The sequence below is a fragment of the Pantoea allii genome, from assembly GCF_002307475.1.
GTDB lineage: Bacteria > Pseudomonadota > Gammaproteobacteria > Enterobacterales > Enterobacteriaceae > Pantoea > Pantoea allii.
In genome coordinates, this window is the sequence record NZ_NTMH01000027.1 from 24,058 (window position 1) to 38,908 (window position 14,851).

Annotated in this window: 18 protein-coding genes; 10 read left to right on the plus strand and 8 right to left on the minus strand. The window is 52.2% G+C overall.

The window, feature by feature from the left end; all coding sequences use genetic code 11:
• Positions 1 to 13: 13 nt before the first annotated feature.
• Entirely contained in the window at positions 14 to 1,225 is a 1,212-nt protein-coding gene (locus CMR03_RS09100) for a MalY/PatB family protein (RefSeq protein WP_029571182.1), read from the minus strand.
• A 140-nt stretch (positions 1,226 to 1,365) separates the two neighbouring features.
• The gene (locus CMR03_RS09105) at positions 1,366 to 2,229 is read right to left on the minus strand and encodes a DMT family transporter (RefSeq protein ID WP_029571181.1); all 864 of its coding nucleotides are present in this window, start codon (positions 2,227 to 2,229) and stop codon (positions 1,366 to 1,368) included.
• 182 nt (positions 2,230 to 2,411) lie between these two features.
• Between CMR03_RS09105 and CMR03_RS09110 the strand changes: the two genes are divergently transcribed.
• The 3 genes from CMR03_RS09110 (at position 2,412) to CMR03_RS09120 (ending at position 3,940) form a co-directional block, all read left to right on the plus strand.
• Positions 2,412 to 2,942, plus strand: a complete 531-nt coding sequence (locus CMR03_RS09110) for a thioredoxin family protein (RefSeq protein WP_052656085.1) — start codon at positions 2,412 to 2,414, stop codon at positions 2,940 to 2,942.
• A 76-nt stretch (positions 2,943 to 3,018) separates the two neighbouring features.
• Positions 3,019 to 3,597, plus strand: a complete 579-nt coding sequence (locus CMR03_RS09115) for a TetR/AcrR family transcriptional regulator (RefSeq protein WP_029571179.1) — start codon at positions 3,019 to 3,021, stop codon at positions 3,595 to 3,597.
• Positions 3,598 to 3,601: 4 nt separating this feature from the next.
• Positions 3,602 to 3,940, plus strand: coding sequence for a carboxymuconolactone decarboxylase family protein (locus CMR03_RS09120; RefSeq protein ID WP_029571178.1), 339 nt, complete (start codon positions 3,602 to 3,604; stop codon positions 3,938 to 3,940).
• A 30-nt stretch (positions 3,941 to 3,970) separates the two neighbouring features.
• On the opposite strand, the gene CMR03_RS09125 is transcribed toward CMR03_RS09120, so the two are convergent.
• Positions 3,971 to 4,300, minus strand: a complete 330-nt coding sequence (locus CMR03_RS09125; RefSeq protein ID WP_029571177.1) for a thioredoxin family protein — start codon at positions 4,298 to 4,300, stop codon at positions 3,971 to 3,973.
• Between the two features lie 237 nt (positions 4,301 to 4,537).
• Between CMR03_RS09125 and CMR03_RS09130 the strand changes: the two genes are divergently transcribed.
• The 3 genes from CMR03_RS09130 to CMR03_RS09140 all read left to right on the plus strand — a co-directional run bounded on the left by CMR03_RS09130 (position 4,538) and on the right by CMR03_RS09140 (position 7,246).
• Positions 4,538 to 5,653 (plus strand): alkene reductase, encoded by a 1,116-nt coding sequence (locus CMR03_RS09130; protein ID WP_029571176.1) that lies wholly within the window; start codon positions 4,538 to 4,540, stop codon positions 5,651 to 5,653.
• 53 nt (positions 5,654 to 5,706) lie between these two features.
• Positions 5,707 to 6,408, plus strand: coding sequence for a DsbA family oxidoreductase (locus tag CMR03_RS09135; protein ID WP_029571175.1), 702 nt, complete (start codon positions 5,707 to 5,709; stop codon positions 6,406 to 6,408).
• Positions 6,409 to 6,472: 64 nt separating this feature from the next.
• Positions 6,473 to 7,246 carry an SDR family NAD(P)-dependent oxidoreductase gene (locus CMR03_RS09140; RefSeq protein ID WP_029571174.1) on the plus strand — a complete coding sequence of 258 codons (774 nt, stop codon included), beginning with the start codon at positions 6,473 to 6,475 and terminating at the stop codon, positions 7,244 to 7,246.
• Positions 7,247 to 7,904: 658 nt separating this feature from the next.
• Here CMR03_RS09140 and CMR03_RS09145 read toward each other — a convergent pair.
• Positions 7,905 to 8,090 (minus strand): con-10 family general stress protein, encoded by a 186-nt coding sequence (locus tag CMR03_RS09145; RefSeq protein WP_029571173.1) that lies wholly within the window; start codon positions 8,088 to 8,090, stop codon positions 7,905 to 7,907.
• A gap of 264 nt (positions 8,091 to 8,354) precedes the next feature.
• On the opposite strand from CMR03_RS09145, the gene CMR03_RS09150 reads away from it, so the two are divergent.
• Entirely contained in the window at positions 8,355 to 8,957 is a 603-nt protein-coding gene (locus tag CMR03_RS09150; RefSeq protein WP_029571172.1) for a DUF2913 family protein, read from the plus strand.
• A gap of 59 nt (positions 8,958 to 9,016) precedes the next feature.
• Here the strand turns inward: CMR03_RS09150 and CMR03_RS09155 are convergent, their stop codons facing one another.
• Positions 9,017 to 9,949 carry an Rpn family recombination-promoting nuclease/putative transposase gene (locus CMR03_RS09155; protein ID WP_029571171.1) on the minus strand — a complete coding sequence of 311 codons (933 nt, stop codon included), beginning with the start codon at positions 9,947 to 9,949 and terminating at the stop codon, positions 9,017 to 9,019.
• Between the two features lie 462 nt (positions 9,950 to 10,411).
• Between CMR03_RS09155 and CMR03_RS25530 the strand changes: the two genes are divergently transcribed.
• Genes CMR03_RS25530 through CMR03_RS25540 form a run of 3 tightly spaced genes read left to right on the plus strand, consistent with a single transcriptional unit; the run spans position 10,412 to position 11,245 of the window.
• The gene (locus CMR03_RS25530; protein ID WP_227024374.1) at positions 10,412 to 10,591 is read left to right on the plus strand and encodes a hypothetical protein; all 180 of its coding nucleotides are present in this window, start codon (positions 10,412 to 10,414) and stop codon (positions 10,589 to 10,591) included.
• The gene (locus CMR03_RS25535; protein WP_244181362.1) at positions 10,578 to 10,871 is read left to right on the plus strand and encodes a hypothetical protein; all 294 of its coding nucleotides are present in this window, start codon (positions 10,578 to 10,580) and stop codon (positions 10,869 to 10,871) included. Before CMR03_RS25530 ends, CMR03_RS25535 begins: the two co-directional genes overlap by 14 nt.
• 14 nt (positions 10,872 to 10,885) lie before the next feature.
• Positions 10,886 to 11,245: a tyrosine-type recombinase/integrase gene (locus tag CMR03_RS25540; protein WP_244181363.1), complete on the plus strand. Its 360-nt coding sequence runs from the start codon at positions 10,886 to 10,888 to the stop codon at positions 11,243 to 11,245.
• Between the two features lie 126 nt (positions 11,246 to 11,371).
• Here CMR03_RS25540 and CMR03_RS24990 read toward each other — a convergent pair whose 3' ends face one another.
• The 3 genes from CMR03_RS24990 to CMR03_RS09175 form a co-directional block, all read right to left on the minus strand.
• Positions 11,372 to 11,701, minus strand: coding sequence for a hypothetical protein (locus CMR03_RS24990; protein WP_052656084.1), 330 nt, complete (start codon positions 11,699 to 11,701; stop codon positions 11,372 to 11,374).
• Between the two features lie 531 nt (positions 11,702 to 12,232).
• The gene (locus CMR03_RS09170) at positions 12,233 to 13,219 is read right to left on the minus strand and encodes a ParB family protein (protein WP_029571170.1); all 987 of its coding nucleotides are present in this window, start codon (positions 13,217 to 13,219) and stop codon (positions 12,233 to 12,235) included.
• A complete protein-coding gene (locus CMR03_RS09175; RefSeq protein ID WP_029571169.1) occupies positions 13,216 to 14,424 on the minus strand; it encodes an AAA family ATPase in 1,209 nt (402 codons plus the stop codon). Before CMR03_RS09175 ends, CMR03_RS09170 begins: the two co-directional genes overlap by 4 nt.
• Positions 14,425 to 14,851 lie beyond the last annotated feature (427 nt).

Here is a 14,851-nt window from a genome sequence, read left to right on the forward strand (position 1 = left end):
TGCTGTCCTGGTTTCAGGTTGAGGCGGTTAATGCCAGATATATACGAAGCAGCCCTTCGCTCAGAACGGCGCGAGGGCAGGCAAGATTAAGCCGTATGTGGTTATCACCGTTACCGACAAACATGGATCCGTCCTCTACAAGAACACCCGCTTTTTCTGCAAAAAAGTGGGAAGTGAATTTCGGTTCGTCCTGAGCAGAAAGCGGCGCCAGGTCAATCCAGGCAAGATAGGTGCCTTCAGGAATGCTGTAGCGGACGCGGGGAAGATGTTTTTTCAGCCACTCACTCAGGAAAAGAAAATTTCCGTCAATATAGCGTTTTACCTGAAGCAGCCACTCATCACACTGCGACCAGGCCGCAATGTTAGCCGCCAGGCTTAGCGGGGAAACGAATTCATCGTGCAGGCGAAGCCAGGCAGCCCTGACGCCAGGATCAGGGATCATGATGTTGGCCAGCAGGTTACCTGCAAGGTTAAACGTTTTGCTGGAAGACATGCAGGTAATGATTTTCTGACTGTGGGGAAAAAGGGAAGCCGCAGGCGTGTGTGAAATGCCAATGCGCGTCAGGTCACAGTGAATTTCATCTGAAATGATCCAGACGTCGTTTTCCAGACAGATTTCGGTCATCCTGCGAAGCTCATGAGGATGCCAGACACGCCCCGTGGGATTATGCGGATTACACAGGAAAAACGCTTTTATCCTCAACGTATTATCCTGCACAAGATTCTGCATCGCATCAAAATCAACCGTCATATACCCGCTATTGCTTTTCAGCGGGCAGCTGATCACACGACGGTCGCTGTATTCCCCGGCTTTCTTAAAGGGGGCATACGAGGGTGTGAGGATCAGGATACTTTCATCCTGACGTGTCAGTAATGGAACCAGCCGGTACAGCGCGGGTATCACCCCGGGTGACAGCACAATACTCTCGCGCGGAAAACGATAGCCATAGTGCCTTTCGCACCAGTTTTCAAAGCTCAGAAGATACCCGGGGTGGTAAGCTTTAGTATAACCAATTATTTTCTGGCTGAGCCGCGCACGGATAGCCTCCAGTACCTCCGGAGGCGTGGAAAACGCCATATCCGCTACCCACAGATTAATAAAGCCACCGGGCGGCTCTGATGGTATGTCGCCTTGGCAGTCGCCGAACATATATTCACGCCAGCCCTCGGCGGTCAGACTGTCTGTTCCCGATCGTTCAATAAGCCCGTCAAAATCGTATTGCATGAAGATATCCGGTATATCCGAAATAACAATCACGGCCCGACGACCGTCAGACAGACCAGCTGCAGGGAGTCCGGGCAATGCAAAGCACCCGGATTGAGATTACCAACCTACTAGTTGGTAAATCAAGTCTTTCTGATCTTTTACTTTGCCGGGCTGCTGCCACTGCTTTCGGACCGCGAAAAACCAATTACTATACCAATCCCGCTGAGCACGGCCCCCGCAGACAGAACCATTTTCAGGCTCAGTGATTCACCGGTAAATAACACGCCGCCGAGCATGGCGAGACAGGGTACGCTCAGCTGAACCGTACTCGCGGTCACGGCATCCAGATGCGGCAGAAGTGAATACCAGAGAACGTAGGCGCCGGCTGATGCAACTGCACCCGCCATTACGGCCAGAACAATGCCAGTGCCGTCAGCATGCATACCGCTGCTGATAAAAGGAGAAACAAGAAGCGCCAGGGACGCGGCAATCAGGAAGTTACCGGCAGTAGACGCTGTGGCTTCAGGCATTTTTTTGCCGGCAAGGGTATAGGTCGCCCAGGCAAGCCCTGCCAGCGCCATGATCAGCGCACTGCCCGGCATCGGCGCTGTGGTACCGGGTAACAGCAGCATCAGTAATCCGCAGGACGCTATAAGAAGGCCTGCGGCTCTTCCCGGGGAAAGCCTGTCTCCGTGAAAAAGGCCGTAAATAACCATGGCCAGCTGGACAACACCAAACAGCAGTAATGCACCGGCACCGGTATCCAGATGAATATAAGCAATCGCAAAACACATGGCATATACCACGAGACTGAACCCATTGTTCAGGGACAGTGAGCCTTTTCCGTCCTTCCGGAGCAGGAAAAAAGGCAGCAGAACGACAGCACCGCTTAACAGTCTGAGATCGGTAAAGGTCACCGGATCAATGTGGTTGCCACGCAGCGCCACGCGGCAAATGACGGAGTTGGCCGCAAAGGCAATCATGGCAATAATAACCTTCAGTACGATAAATTTTTTGGTCAAAGTGGGTACTCCAAAAAGAAAAACATACACTACCAACCAGTAGATTGGTAATATTCATGCTAACGTTTTGGCTGTCCGGACAGTCCTGAAGTAACTTATTTAAGCCTGAGACGGAAATTAAATAGCGGATCTCGCGCAGCGGTTTCGCTACCGGGAACCGGATAACTTAAGACAGGAGAAAAATGATGAACTTCAGGGCACTGTTTACACACGCAATGGATTACGAGCCTTTTACGCAGGGCGGTGCAGAGAAAGATGTCGGGGCGTTACGTTATTTTGAAGCGCTGGCAGGACAGGCAGAGGATAAAACGCTGTCTGAACGTTTGTCTGCCTTGCAGGGCGGCTACAACATTCTGGTCGTGGCAGAGATGTGGTGCCCGGACTGTCACCGAAACCTGCCAGCCATCAGGGCCGTTGCCCGCGCAGCTCCACACGTTTCTCTTGGCCTGATTACGCGTGAAGACGCGGGCAATGAATTTTCAGCTTTCTTTGGCATTGATAAAATTCACATTCCTTTTGCCGCTGTGCTGAACAGCAACTTCGAACTTCTCGGTAAGTTTATTGAAAGACCGCGTAATGCAAACGATGCGCAGGGAAACATGACCGACCGGTACCGAAAAGGTGAGATGCTCCTGGATACAACCCGGGAAATTGCCGCAGTACTGTTTCGTGCAGAGGAAGCCGCTGCGCATTGTCGCCGCCAGAACAGCTGAGGAAACACGCCGACTGCTTGCCATAAATGGGCATGAAGGATACAATCTACCAACTAGTAGATTGAAGAGTTTAAAAATGACGATTATGACGCGTGAACGGCTGGTTAATGAGGCCGAACACCTGATGCGGGAAAAGGGTTATTCAGCTTTCAGTTATGCTGACCTGTCTAAGCTGATTGGTATCACGAAAGCAAGTATACATCACCACTTCCCGACGAAAGAAATCCTCGGTCAGGAGGTCGTGAAGCAGGCTGTCAGTGATACGGTTAACCAGTTTGATCAGATTGAAGCAGTACATCACAAAGCGGCAGATCAGATTACCGCTTATGTAGCATTATTTGAGGCGAGCTACCGGGCATCACTATTGCCGCTATGCTGCGCGCTTTCAGCTGAAACGGCAAACCTCCCCGAGGCGATTATTGAACAGACCTCCCGGTATTTTGATATGCAGATTACATGGCTGACTGGCGTGGTTAAGCGTGGCACAGATGCAGGTGAGTTTGTTTCTGCCATGCAGCCCGCCGATGTGGCTATGCTGATAATAAACCTCTGCGAAGGCGCCAGCGTGGTGGCCCGAGCGACTGGCCGGTCTGAAGTCTTTAAAACCAGCCTGCGGCACATCCTTCTTACCTTAAACACTACCCCTGAGGAATAACGTTATGTATGACTGGAGCAATTACCGTCAGGAATTAATGCAGCGCCTCGGTGAACTGGGCAAGCTGGCGCCGGATACGATGAAAGGCGTGGTTACTTTGGGCGCTGCAGGCAATAAAACCGACCTGCTGGGTGCAAAGGTCCGGGAACTGATAGCCCTGGCGTGTGCGGTGACAACCCGGTGCGACGGCTGCATTGCGTTTCACGCAGAAGCCGCCATCAAGGCCGGCGCGACGGATGAAGAAATTGCCGAAGCGCTGGGCGTTGCCATCAATCTGAATGCGGGCGCCGCTGCTGTTTATTCAGCCCGTACCCTTGATGCAGTCAGCCAGCTGCGCGGTTAAGGAACATTACCGCCTCCTCAGAAAAGGGCCTTAAGGCCCTTTTTTTATTTCTTCCAGCGCTGCAGCATAAAACGCTGGTGATTTAACGCCAGGTATCCGGCGTACCAGCTGGCCTTCCCTGAAAATCAGTACCGAAGGAAGCCCCCATATTTCATACTTAGTCGTCAGCACTGGTGCCTGATCGACATTCACTTTGCCGACCTGAATACTTTCTTCCAGGCCGTCGGTAAACGCGCTAAAGAATGGCTCACTGCTCTGGCAGGGCGGACACCATAGCGCCGAAAAGCGCACGACAGAAATGCCTTCATACTGTTCAATATCGCGAAAATTATCTTCGTTATAAGCTACTACTTCACGCACGTTAACCCCTCCTGTTTCTGTTCAATGGCCGGGCATCTGTTGTGTCTGCCGCCCATCTGAAACCTTAATGCTGAAAATATTGGTGTAGCCGTAAGCTGCAGTATAATTAATTGCTGTTGACCTATCAACTAGTAGGTTGGTATAGTGCCGAACATAAACCCGGCAGGCCGGAACGTCCGGAGCAAAAAACCGAAGCCCGGCCCCTATAGCCATCATTGATATCGTCAGAGGCGCACTATGAGCAAATTATTCACCCCCTTTAACCTGGCTGGAACAGAGCTGAAAAATCGCGTCGTAATGGCCCCCATGACCCGCACCCGTACCATGAATGACGTTGCCGGAGAGGTGGTTGCCCGTTACTACGCGCAGCGGGCCTCCGCAGGTCTGCTGATTACGGAGGGGCTGCCGGTTTCAGAAGAGGCACGCGGCTATCTCTACACGCCGGGCATTTATACCCGTGAGCACGTAGCCGGCTGGCGCACGGTGACCGATGCGGTACACGCAAAGGGCGGCCGTATCTTCGCCCAGCTGTGGCACGTCGGCCGCATGTCCCATGTTTCATTACGGCAGGGTAATGCCGCCCCGGTGTCATCGGGCACCATTCCGGCAACCAACACCACCGTATTTGCCCTGACAGAATCCGGCGAGCCAGGCCCTGTCGTCCCCAGCACGCCAAGAGCACTGGAAACCGCTGAAATCAGGCGTATTACGGCTGACTTTGTTAAGTCAGCAGAACTGGCAATGGAAGCGGGCTTTGACGGCGTCGAAATTATGGCGGCCAACGGCTTCATCTTTGACCAGTTCCTCAGCACCGCGCTGAACCACCGCACCGATGCTTACGGCGGTACCGTTAAAAACCGTCAGCGCTTTCTGATGGAAACCATTGATGCGGTCTCTTCCGCCATTGGCGGCGAGAAGGTGGGCGTGCGGCTTTCCCCGTTCGGGCGTATTTATGATCTGGCCCCGTATGAGGGGGAGGAAGAGACGTGGGCGGTTCTGGCGATGACGCTTGGAGAACGTGAACTTGCCTATGTTCACCTTTACTACCAGCCGGCTTATATCAATGCACCTGTACCTAAGGGCTTTAAGAATTTCTTCCGTAAGGCTTTTGGCGGCACGCTTATCGGCGCCGGCGGCTTTACACGGGACATTGCCAGCGCTGCTCTCGAAGCTGAGGAACTGGACCTGGTGGCATTTGGCGTGCCCTACATCGCAAACCCTGACCTTGTCGAAAGAATGCAGAACGACTGGCCGCTGGCTGAAAGCGATCGCAGTACCTATTACGGCGTCAGTGGCAATCCTGAAAAGGGATACACCGACTATCCGGCCTGGCAGGATGAACAGAAACGCTAAGACTCCGGCAGTCTTCAGTCGTCACACGAACAGCAGAAATTCAGGAGTAAGCAATGCAAAACCTTAAGCCCGTCATAACCATAGATATCTGGTCCGATCTGGTCTGTCCCTGGTGCTGGATCGCCAAAAAACGCTTTGAGAAAGGCCTCGCAGCGTTTGAACACCGCGACAGCGTGGTCATCCGCCAGCACAGCTTCCGGATTGCCGAAGGCATGCCGGCCATGCCTTTCCGCGATGCGCTCTACAAAAAGCTCGGCGGTCAGAGCAACGCTGAGCTGATGATGAATCAGGTCGATACGGCCGCGAAGTCAGAGGGACTGCGGTACAACTTTGACACCATGCTTTTCGGGGATACCGAAGATGCGCTGACCCTGCTGGCTGCTGCACGACTGGCCGGACTGGGGGAGGTGATGACTGAACGATTCTATCTTGCGGGTACCACCGAAGGGCGCTCCCTCTTTGATCGCGATGAGCTGATAAAGCTGGCCGCCGAATCAGGCATGGCAGCAGAAGCCGCTGCTGAGGCGCTGAATGCCCCGTCGCTTCGTGCTTCGGTAACGGAAGATGAGAGCACTGCCCGATCGATTGGTGTGAGTGGCGTGCCTCTTTTTCTGCTGAATCAGAAATACGCCATAAGCGGCGCTCAGGCATCGGAAAATTTCCTGAGTGCCCTGCGACAGGTCTGGGATGAAAAGCAGGAAGAAATGACCGTGACTGCAGGTCAGGCCTGTGGCGCCGACGGCTGCAGCATCTGATTACCCGACACCTGCCGGCCGTTTACGTGCCGGCGAACACTACCTGTAAATAACGGAGTCACATATGAGCGATTTTTTTAATGGTAAAAAGCTTCTGGTCGTAGGCGGCACCAGTGGTATGGGTCTTGAAACGGCGCGTATGGTGCTGAAAGCAGGCGGCAGCGTGGTCCTGACGGGCAGCAGAAAAGATAAAGCTGACGCCGTTCAGAAAGAACTGAGCCCGCTCGGCCCGGTGTCTGTCATTACGGCAAACCTGATGACAGAAGAAGGGATGAATGCCATTCGTCAGGAAATCAATGCGCATCATCGCGACATCAGCCTGATGGTAAATGCCGCGGGTATCTTTATTCCGAAAAGTTTTACCGAGCACAATGCCGCAGACTACGATAGCTACCTGTCGCTGAACCGCGCCACTTTCTTTATCACGCAGGACGTGGTGAAGAACATGCTGGCCGACAAACGCGAAGGTGCCATTGTGAACGTCGGCTCAATTGGCGCGCAGGCTGCGCTGGGTGATTCTCCGGCTTCTGCCTACTCAATGGCAAAAGCCGGTCTGCATGCGCTGACGCGCAACCTGGCGATTGAACTGGCCAGCGCGGGTATCCGTGTGAATGCCGTTTCTCCGGGTATTGTGCAGACGCCAATCTACGAAGGATTCATGGCAAAAGAAGATATTGCTGAAGCAATGAAAGCGATGAGTGATTTCCATCCGCTGGGCCGCGTCGGCAAACCTGAAGATGTGGCAAATACTATCCTGTTCCTGCTGTCGGACAAGGCAGCCTGGGTGACCGGTGCTATCTGGGACGTGGATGCAGGTATTATGGCCGTACGTCGTTAATTTTGCGCCACGCATGTCAGGCTTTAGGTCTTAAAGCCTGACAGACTGCTCCCCATGGTGAGGTTGTCGTCAGCTGAGATTCTTTTCAGCAGCAGCGGTGATAGTCAGGAGCCTCTAAGTCATCAACAGAAGTTGCTGACAACGTCGTGAGCTAATTTGCGCGAAGCAGGGCGGTTGTGGTATTCGCTGACAGAGCCTGAGGCAGGCGATCTGAAAGCAACCAGGTATGAAGGCGGCATTTTCACCAGGGTGAATACAGACATGCCAGGAATATACCTCCACGCCCCGGTCACGCTATTTCTGAGTGCTTCAGCCCCGTACATCTTTTCATAGCCAGCGTCCGTTTCTTAGTCATAGCAGACCAGAGACTCTGTTCATATTGTCTGCTCTGCGACCACAGTATTCTAATGTTTTGCATTTTGCACTCCTGGATATCATTGGGGAAGCTGATGTCAGGCAGACTCTGCTCATCCTCATAGGGTAATTTCAAACGCAATAGCCCATTTGGTGGGCCAGTGATCTGAAACAGCTGTTCAGGATGTGGTTCCGGCAGAGGATGCCGGGAAATCACGAAAGAAAAGAAATGGAGATTCCACCATGCTAAATATCGTACAGCGCATCCCTGAATTGATTTATTTGCTATTCAAGAATGACGGGTTTAAACACTGGTTTCCTGCGCTTTACCACGGCGGCTGACTAAGCCACCTTGAAGACCGGTATCAACTGCTCTGTCAGGCTTATTGCTGCAGTTACCGCCGCTGACCTTCCCGCCTTTTCTGCCGACCTCAGATGCGCGTACTGCGTCTTGGGCGGAATTACCTTTACCACCACGATGTTTGCTCATAGCTTAATACTCCTGCCAGTCAATATTGCTTCAGGCCTTCGGGGACTTAGCTCATTAGTAAAGCTTATAAATGACATGATCGACGCCGTCTGACGAGTGTACCCTGTTCGGGAAATCCTCTGGCGCCTTCATGCTGCTGCACGTCATACAGAGCACAATCTTTATTAGTTTGTCGGTCACTGAGTAAATTTACCGTACATGATTTATTGCGTAGATAAGCACGGTTAGAATGGCAAATATGATTTATCAGGAGGACAGACTGCAGTGACGCTCACACAAAAATCCGGTCATCTGGCCTGGTGCGCTCTGGCAGCCCTTGCACTTGCACGTCAGGACGGTACCGTTTGTTCCGCTACTCAGGAAAATCTCTTTCTGACACGCTGGCTGGCGACCGCCCTGAAACAGCGTCGCTTTTCCCGTGAGGTGGCTCCCGACATTGAGTGGCTGCTAAAACAGGGGCGCCAATATGGCGTTGCCGCAAAGCTTGCCGGCAAGCTCGACTATCTCTGGCGCTCCTGCACAGGCGAGCTGTCCCAGCAGAATGACCTGTTCCGGCTGACATATGCCTTGGAAACCGCGAAGGATATGCACTGGGCTTACCGGTTGCTCAGCGATCGGGAGTGGTCGGGAAGACATGCCGCTGTCCTGAACGCTGGCGTAAACGGAATTTGTCTGTCCCGGAGCAGCCTGGATGCTGCGTTTGACGATGACGGCCAGCAGCTCACACCGGTGATGGCGCGACTGACCGGGCGCGTGCAGGGGCTGGCAACGCTTCTTAACCGCTGTGGATGGCAGATGGCTATTGATGGGCCTTCCGGGTTTTATGTGCTGACGGCAGAAAAATATGAACTAACGATGGAGCAGTGAGACCCTGGGCGGCTGTACCTGGCGGATCAGCAGTGCGGCCGGAGAGGCCGCTAAATAAGTCAGTGGCGGATCTGCGCCAAGTCGTCTTCAGTCAGTCCGGTCATTTTCATGACGGTATTACGGTCAATACCGTTCTGCAGCATGGTACGGGCAACTTCCAGCTTGCCTTCCAGCATGCCCTCATTTCGGCCTTCCTGCCTGCCTAACTGGATACCCTTCTGGATGCCCTTCTGTTCGAGCTGTTGTGCGATGGTCATAAGTGCGTCTCCGTGTTGCGGCACACGCTGTGCCAGTTCGCGTACAAAGCCTTCGGCGTCGGCTGTTTCGCCTGCCTGTACAATATAGTGTACCAGCGATATCACCTGTGATGAAGACAGATAGCCGGCCAGCAGAATGGGCGCCAGCCGGTCAGTCAGTTCTGCCAGGTCCCGCTGATGAATATGTTTCTGCAGCAGGGTCAGGGCGGCCATGCTGCGATGGCCGGCGATTTCATCATCAGGAATGACGGTAACATCAACCAGCTGGAAAGCGCTGCTGTAGAGTTTGCCAGCCAGCGCCGGATCATCAAACTCATTCAGCCACCGGGTGGAGTAAGGATACGGGCTGCGTTTACCCGTATAGAACAGCACGGGTATCACCAGTGGCAACTTCTTATGGCCCGCCTCAAGGTGGCGCTGCATGGCAGCCACCGCATAACGCATCAGGCGAAAAGCCATGTGTTTATCGGGTGAAGACTGGTGCTCAATGAGCACGTGAACATAACCCTCACCGGCTGTGGTTTTCAGACTGTAGAGCACGTCGCTAAAGTACTGCCTCAGGTCATCCTCGACGAACGAGCCGGATTCCAGCTTTAGCGTACTGAGGTCACAGATAGCACGCAGCTCTGCGGGCAAGTGCAGTTCCATGAAATCACGGGCGACATCCGGGTGAGTCAGAAACTGCCGGAACGTGGCATCGTGAGGAGTTGGTGTGCGGTTTTTCTTCTTCTTCATCAGTCCCGGCTCTGAAAAATAACCGCTGTATGTTACCACAGGCAGAAAACCGTCTGTATTGATGGTGAACAGATCTGCAATGCCTGCAGGTAGCCGTTCGGATTATTTTTAATTTTTTCGGATACACTGCTTCATCGTACGATCTCTAATAATCGAAGCATAATCATTCTTCGTCGCAGTTCGCACAGCCAGATGAGTGATGGAATCATAAATCACCGTCAATACAGCTGGGAGATGTGGCTATCTCTGCCACCATTTAACATAAATTACATATTGCACACTCATGAATGAAGAATCGTCGCCATTACCCTTTGAGAAGATAAGCGTCAGCTCACGTGACGGACTTAACTTAGAAGTTAAGTTCTGTGTCCCGATTGCCATCCGGCATCCTCTAAGAACTAGGTAATCCGTAGGGCGAATGTAAAATACGTTTCACACTGGCAGACAACGGAGATTGAAAGTTTGGGTACTTTACCCCACGAACTGATGCAGATTTCACACAGCGACGTCAGTGGTCATAATCTGACCAATTCGGACGCCGCACGCTATTTTGACTACAAAAGCGCGGTGGCGCTGCGGAACCTGGCCGCCGCCTACGGCACCGACATGCCGTGCTCCCGAAGTGGCCGTGCTGCTCTCTAGGGTGCCCGATCTTCGCAAGCGTCTGTTCATCGATGCGCTGTGGAACACCCGCGGCCGGCTGAACGAAATTCTGCCGCTTACGAAAGAAGACTTTGTGCTGGACGATCCGCTCAGCGGCGCGCCCCTATCATCACCCTTCGTGGTCCTGCGCACGCTCAAACAGCGGAAGCTGGAAGCGGCGGCCCGAAGCCGCCGGCACGGGCGGCCGATCCGTGAGGAGCAGCAGGCGGAGCAACCGAAGCGGAAATCCGGGACAACCCGCCGCGGGCGGTTCCGCTGACCGATCCTGGATTCGTGCAACGCTTAAGTGAATGGTTTGCGACGACGGCCCTGCCTGCGGGTGCGCGGCTCTGGGACATTAAGAGCGAGGACACGTCACGCAGCTGGATAAGTCAGGCCGTGACAGCTGCAGCGCGTGACGGTGTGATGTTTTCCATCCGGCCGGTAACGCCGAATACGTTCCGGGATTCGTTTGCGATGCACCTCGTGCAGCACCAGGTGCCGCAGAAGGTCATTCAGACCCTCATGGACCATAAAGACGCGAAGTCCACCGAGTGGTATACGCGGGTGTTTGCGCTGGAAGTCACCCTTCAGCTCGGGGTGCGGTTCTCCATGAATCCACATGAGGCAAGCCGACTGCTGCTGCCCCGCTGATCTTTGCCTTGATAACACTTACTGTCTGAAGTGGCGGAGAAGGTTTTCCGGTAAAAACCAGATGTGCCCCCGGGCGCGCAAACAGGCCACGCAGAGTCTGTTACGGGTAGCAGGTGGCAACTCATTTCACCGCCGGACTGCGAGCAGCGCCCGGTGCGTTGCACCCGGCACAATACAGACGTCGGTAAACTGACCGGGTTCTTTACTGGCTCCTTTGTTCAGGGAATGGCAGCCATACCTGTGATGTTCCTGATAAAAGAGCTTGATGACTTCATCATCTGCGTGAAGCGTCGCCGCCTCATTCTGGCAGATAATCAGCTTAATCTGCGTCTCATCCATACAGTGCGACTCAATTCTGATGCCGGGATGCTCGCTGATAAAACTGCACACCGACGGCGAGTTGCGCGAGGTTTTACTGAGGATATGCCAGTCGGGTACTAATTTGTCGTACCGCAATTGATTTCAGCAACCGGGAAAAGCTATCCAGGTCCTGACTTACTCCTGCCTCAATAACATGACCGCGGAGGATACAGGAAATGTCAGTAATCAATATGCCTGCTGTCTGTGAAGGGTTCAAAACATGATGCCACGCCTGAAGGCAGGGAACAGAATTTTGTGACGTACAGCAGGTTCCGTATTAGGTTATGTATGGGGAATGAATAAACATCCAGGATGGGGAAAACGTTGAATCAGCACGGGTGAGCCACCCACACGATCATTCCTGTCGAGGCTCGCAGAAAAGTACTGTTTTAAAAAATGAGTTTTGTTACGCCAGGCCCCTTGTTCTTTTATCATGCTTCAGGCTGGACAGCTTTGATAGCTCTGTTGCTTTGACCAGAACCGGCCCTGTCAGCTGCTGGCAATTAAAGAAAATGCTATTAGGGGAATTTCAGATTGAAATTTCCTTTCTTTATTCAAAAAAAACATAAGGTTAAAGCATTTGTTTTGCGGGAATCCTCTCCTGGATTTCCCGCAACTGGCAGTAAGTCATGCGTCTTTTTCATTCACAATCATACGCTCAATGACGCTTCTGACAGCGGCATCAAGTTCAGCCTGACAGGCTGCAGAAAGGCGCGAGAATTCATAAGTAACCACCCGTTTATCTGAGTCCGTTTTCTTTCTGGCAAACTGCTTTTTATCAGCAAATTCAGCCAGTTTTTCAGTCACTACTTTTTTGCCGGCCGACCCTTTTTTAGGCTCTGCGCTTTCAGCGCGAAAATAACTGATTATTTTTGCCTTATAGGTGGGATCACCCCTGTCGTAATGCGCGTCACTTTCGATACGTGCACGAACGTGGCCAGTTAACTCCTCCGTGCTGATGCCTCTCGTCCGGGCTCTCTCAGTCACCTCAAGCAGAATCTGATAGTCACTGATGGAGAGTTCACTGACCGAAGGAAACACCGCAATGATCTCTTCAGGAACTGCAGCCGCCTGAAACGCCCGGGTGACCTTGGCCGCAGAAAGTCCTTCTGCGGCGGCAATATCTGACTGATTCATATCTGCAGGATACATCAGCTTTAATCTTTTACCGAGTTCACGCAGCGTATGTTCTCTGGCAGTCTGAATATCAGCGGCCAGTTGTCTGGCATCAGAGATGGACAACGCATCACGCGTCACCAGCACTTCAAAGGCGGTCCCGTTGTAAAGACAGGCGGCCCGACGGCGTGAACCATCGAGAATCTCTGTACGTCCGTCTACCTCCCGGCCAATAGCGGGAAAGAACTGCTGCAGTCTTATGGTACGGGAAATATCACTGACCGATTCGCGCGTCAGAAAGGCCTGGTCTCGGCCATTAACGGCTGCGTCTACAAAAGTCTGTGCTTCAATGTCATCATGCAGAAACTTTGTCAGAACAAAACGGGCCTGAGCGCCAGACTTCAGGGTGAAAACCCGCTCGCTGTCAGACTCACTCATCATTTTCGAAAAACTTGAGTTACCCAGCTGCCGGCCCAGTTTCACCATTTCTTTCTTCATTTCACACCCCTGATAAACTCAATCCTTTTAAATACAGCCTGAGTAAAACGTTCTGCTTCCCGTTTTGCCTTTTTCAGCGCCTCAGCACTGCCCGGATAAGAACCGGGATCGGCGCTGATGATGGTATCAAAGCTCTCTCCACAACGTTCAAAGCCATCCAGCCGTGGCAGTGCCGCATCAAGAATGTAAGACGTGAAGACATCGCGGGCCAGACCATGTGTCATCTCATGGTCACGTTTTGAGGTCATTTTCGACATAAAGCCGATATTCCCTTTTATACGTGGCGTAATTCCCTCTTCCTCAAGCTGCTCAATCATTTCAGGCAGTCGGGTGAGATATTTCAGAGTGGAGTGAAAATCCACCTGAGCCGGCGGCGTGGGTGTGAGCAGTAAATCGCTTGCCGCGAGAGCATTCAGCATGAAGGCATCAAGGTGAGGACCGGTATCAATAAAGATAAAATCATAATCCCCGCCAACACGGTCAATGATAGTGCGGCGCAGAACTTCTGAGGGTAACTTGTCCGGCAGGTGTTCTCTGACGAGATCATTCCACTGACTGGCAATGAAACCATCGTCTATGGAGGCGGGGATGACATCCACACCAGGAATGATTGTGGGTTTAATAATGTCTTCACGGAGCTGCTCAGCGCCAAGATCGTTAAGCATTGCCTGTGCAGCCGTCTCCATTATGGAGCCAATGCTGTTTTGCTGGCTGAGAAACATGGTGCTGGAGGCCTGGGGATCAAGGTCAACCACAAGGACACGAAGATCGTGCTGCAGGAGGTCCTGATGAACACGTAAACCATGTGCAAGCGTCACCGTGCTTACGGTTTTCGACACGCCGCCCTTTAGATTCACAACAAAGATAACAAAGGGGCCTTCCCCGGCGTGCAAATCACGGTATTTAGGCACTTTGCGGTGAGCGTAAATATCAACTACGTCTTTAATGGTCAGCGCATAGTGTCGGGTATTACCGGCGTCTTTTCTGCCGAAGACATGCCCCTGCGCTTCCATTTCATCGATCGCCTGCTCAACTGCACGCCGGCTGAGTTTAGGCAGGTTCGCCACAGAGTTACGTGTGAATGTCTGGTAGTACTGATCCAGACCAAACTCATTTCTTCTGAGGGATATATCGTCGCTCATACTGCGCAACATTGCGCTGGCTCTGCGTGCAGTCTCGTCCACGCCACCATAATGACTTTTCATTTAACGGTTCCGTTGTCAATTTTTATGTTGATTGTACATGTCAAAAATGTCAGAGCAATATTTTTCGAAAAGACATGAATTTCTTGTACATGAGAAAAAATATTGCTCACAGTATCACTGTCTTTACCGGCAAAAGTGATGTCCTGTTAATGAGTGAATCACCGTCTCAGCATAAGAAATGCACTGAAATTCAGATGGGTTTACCCTACATCATAAAGCATTCAAGTATATGTTTTTATTTGATTTTATTAATTTATTTCAGGTTGAAATTCCCTCTACTTCAGCGATAATCAGTAATGTCTTTCAGTTACTCTGCAGGTGATGCTTGTATAGTTTCAGAAGTTTCAGAAGTTTCAGAAGTTTCAGAAGTTTCAGAAGTTTCAGAAGTTTCAGAAGTTTCAGAAGTTTCAGAAGTTTCAGAAGTTTC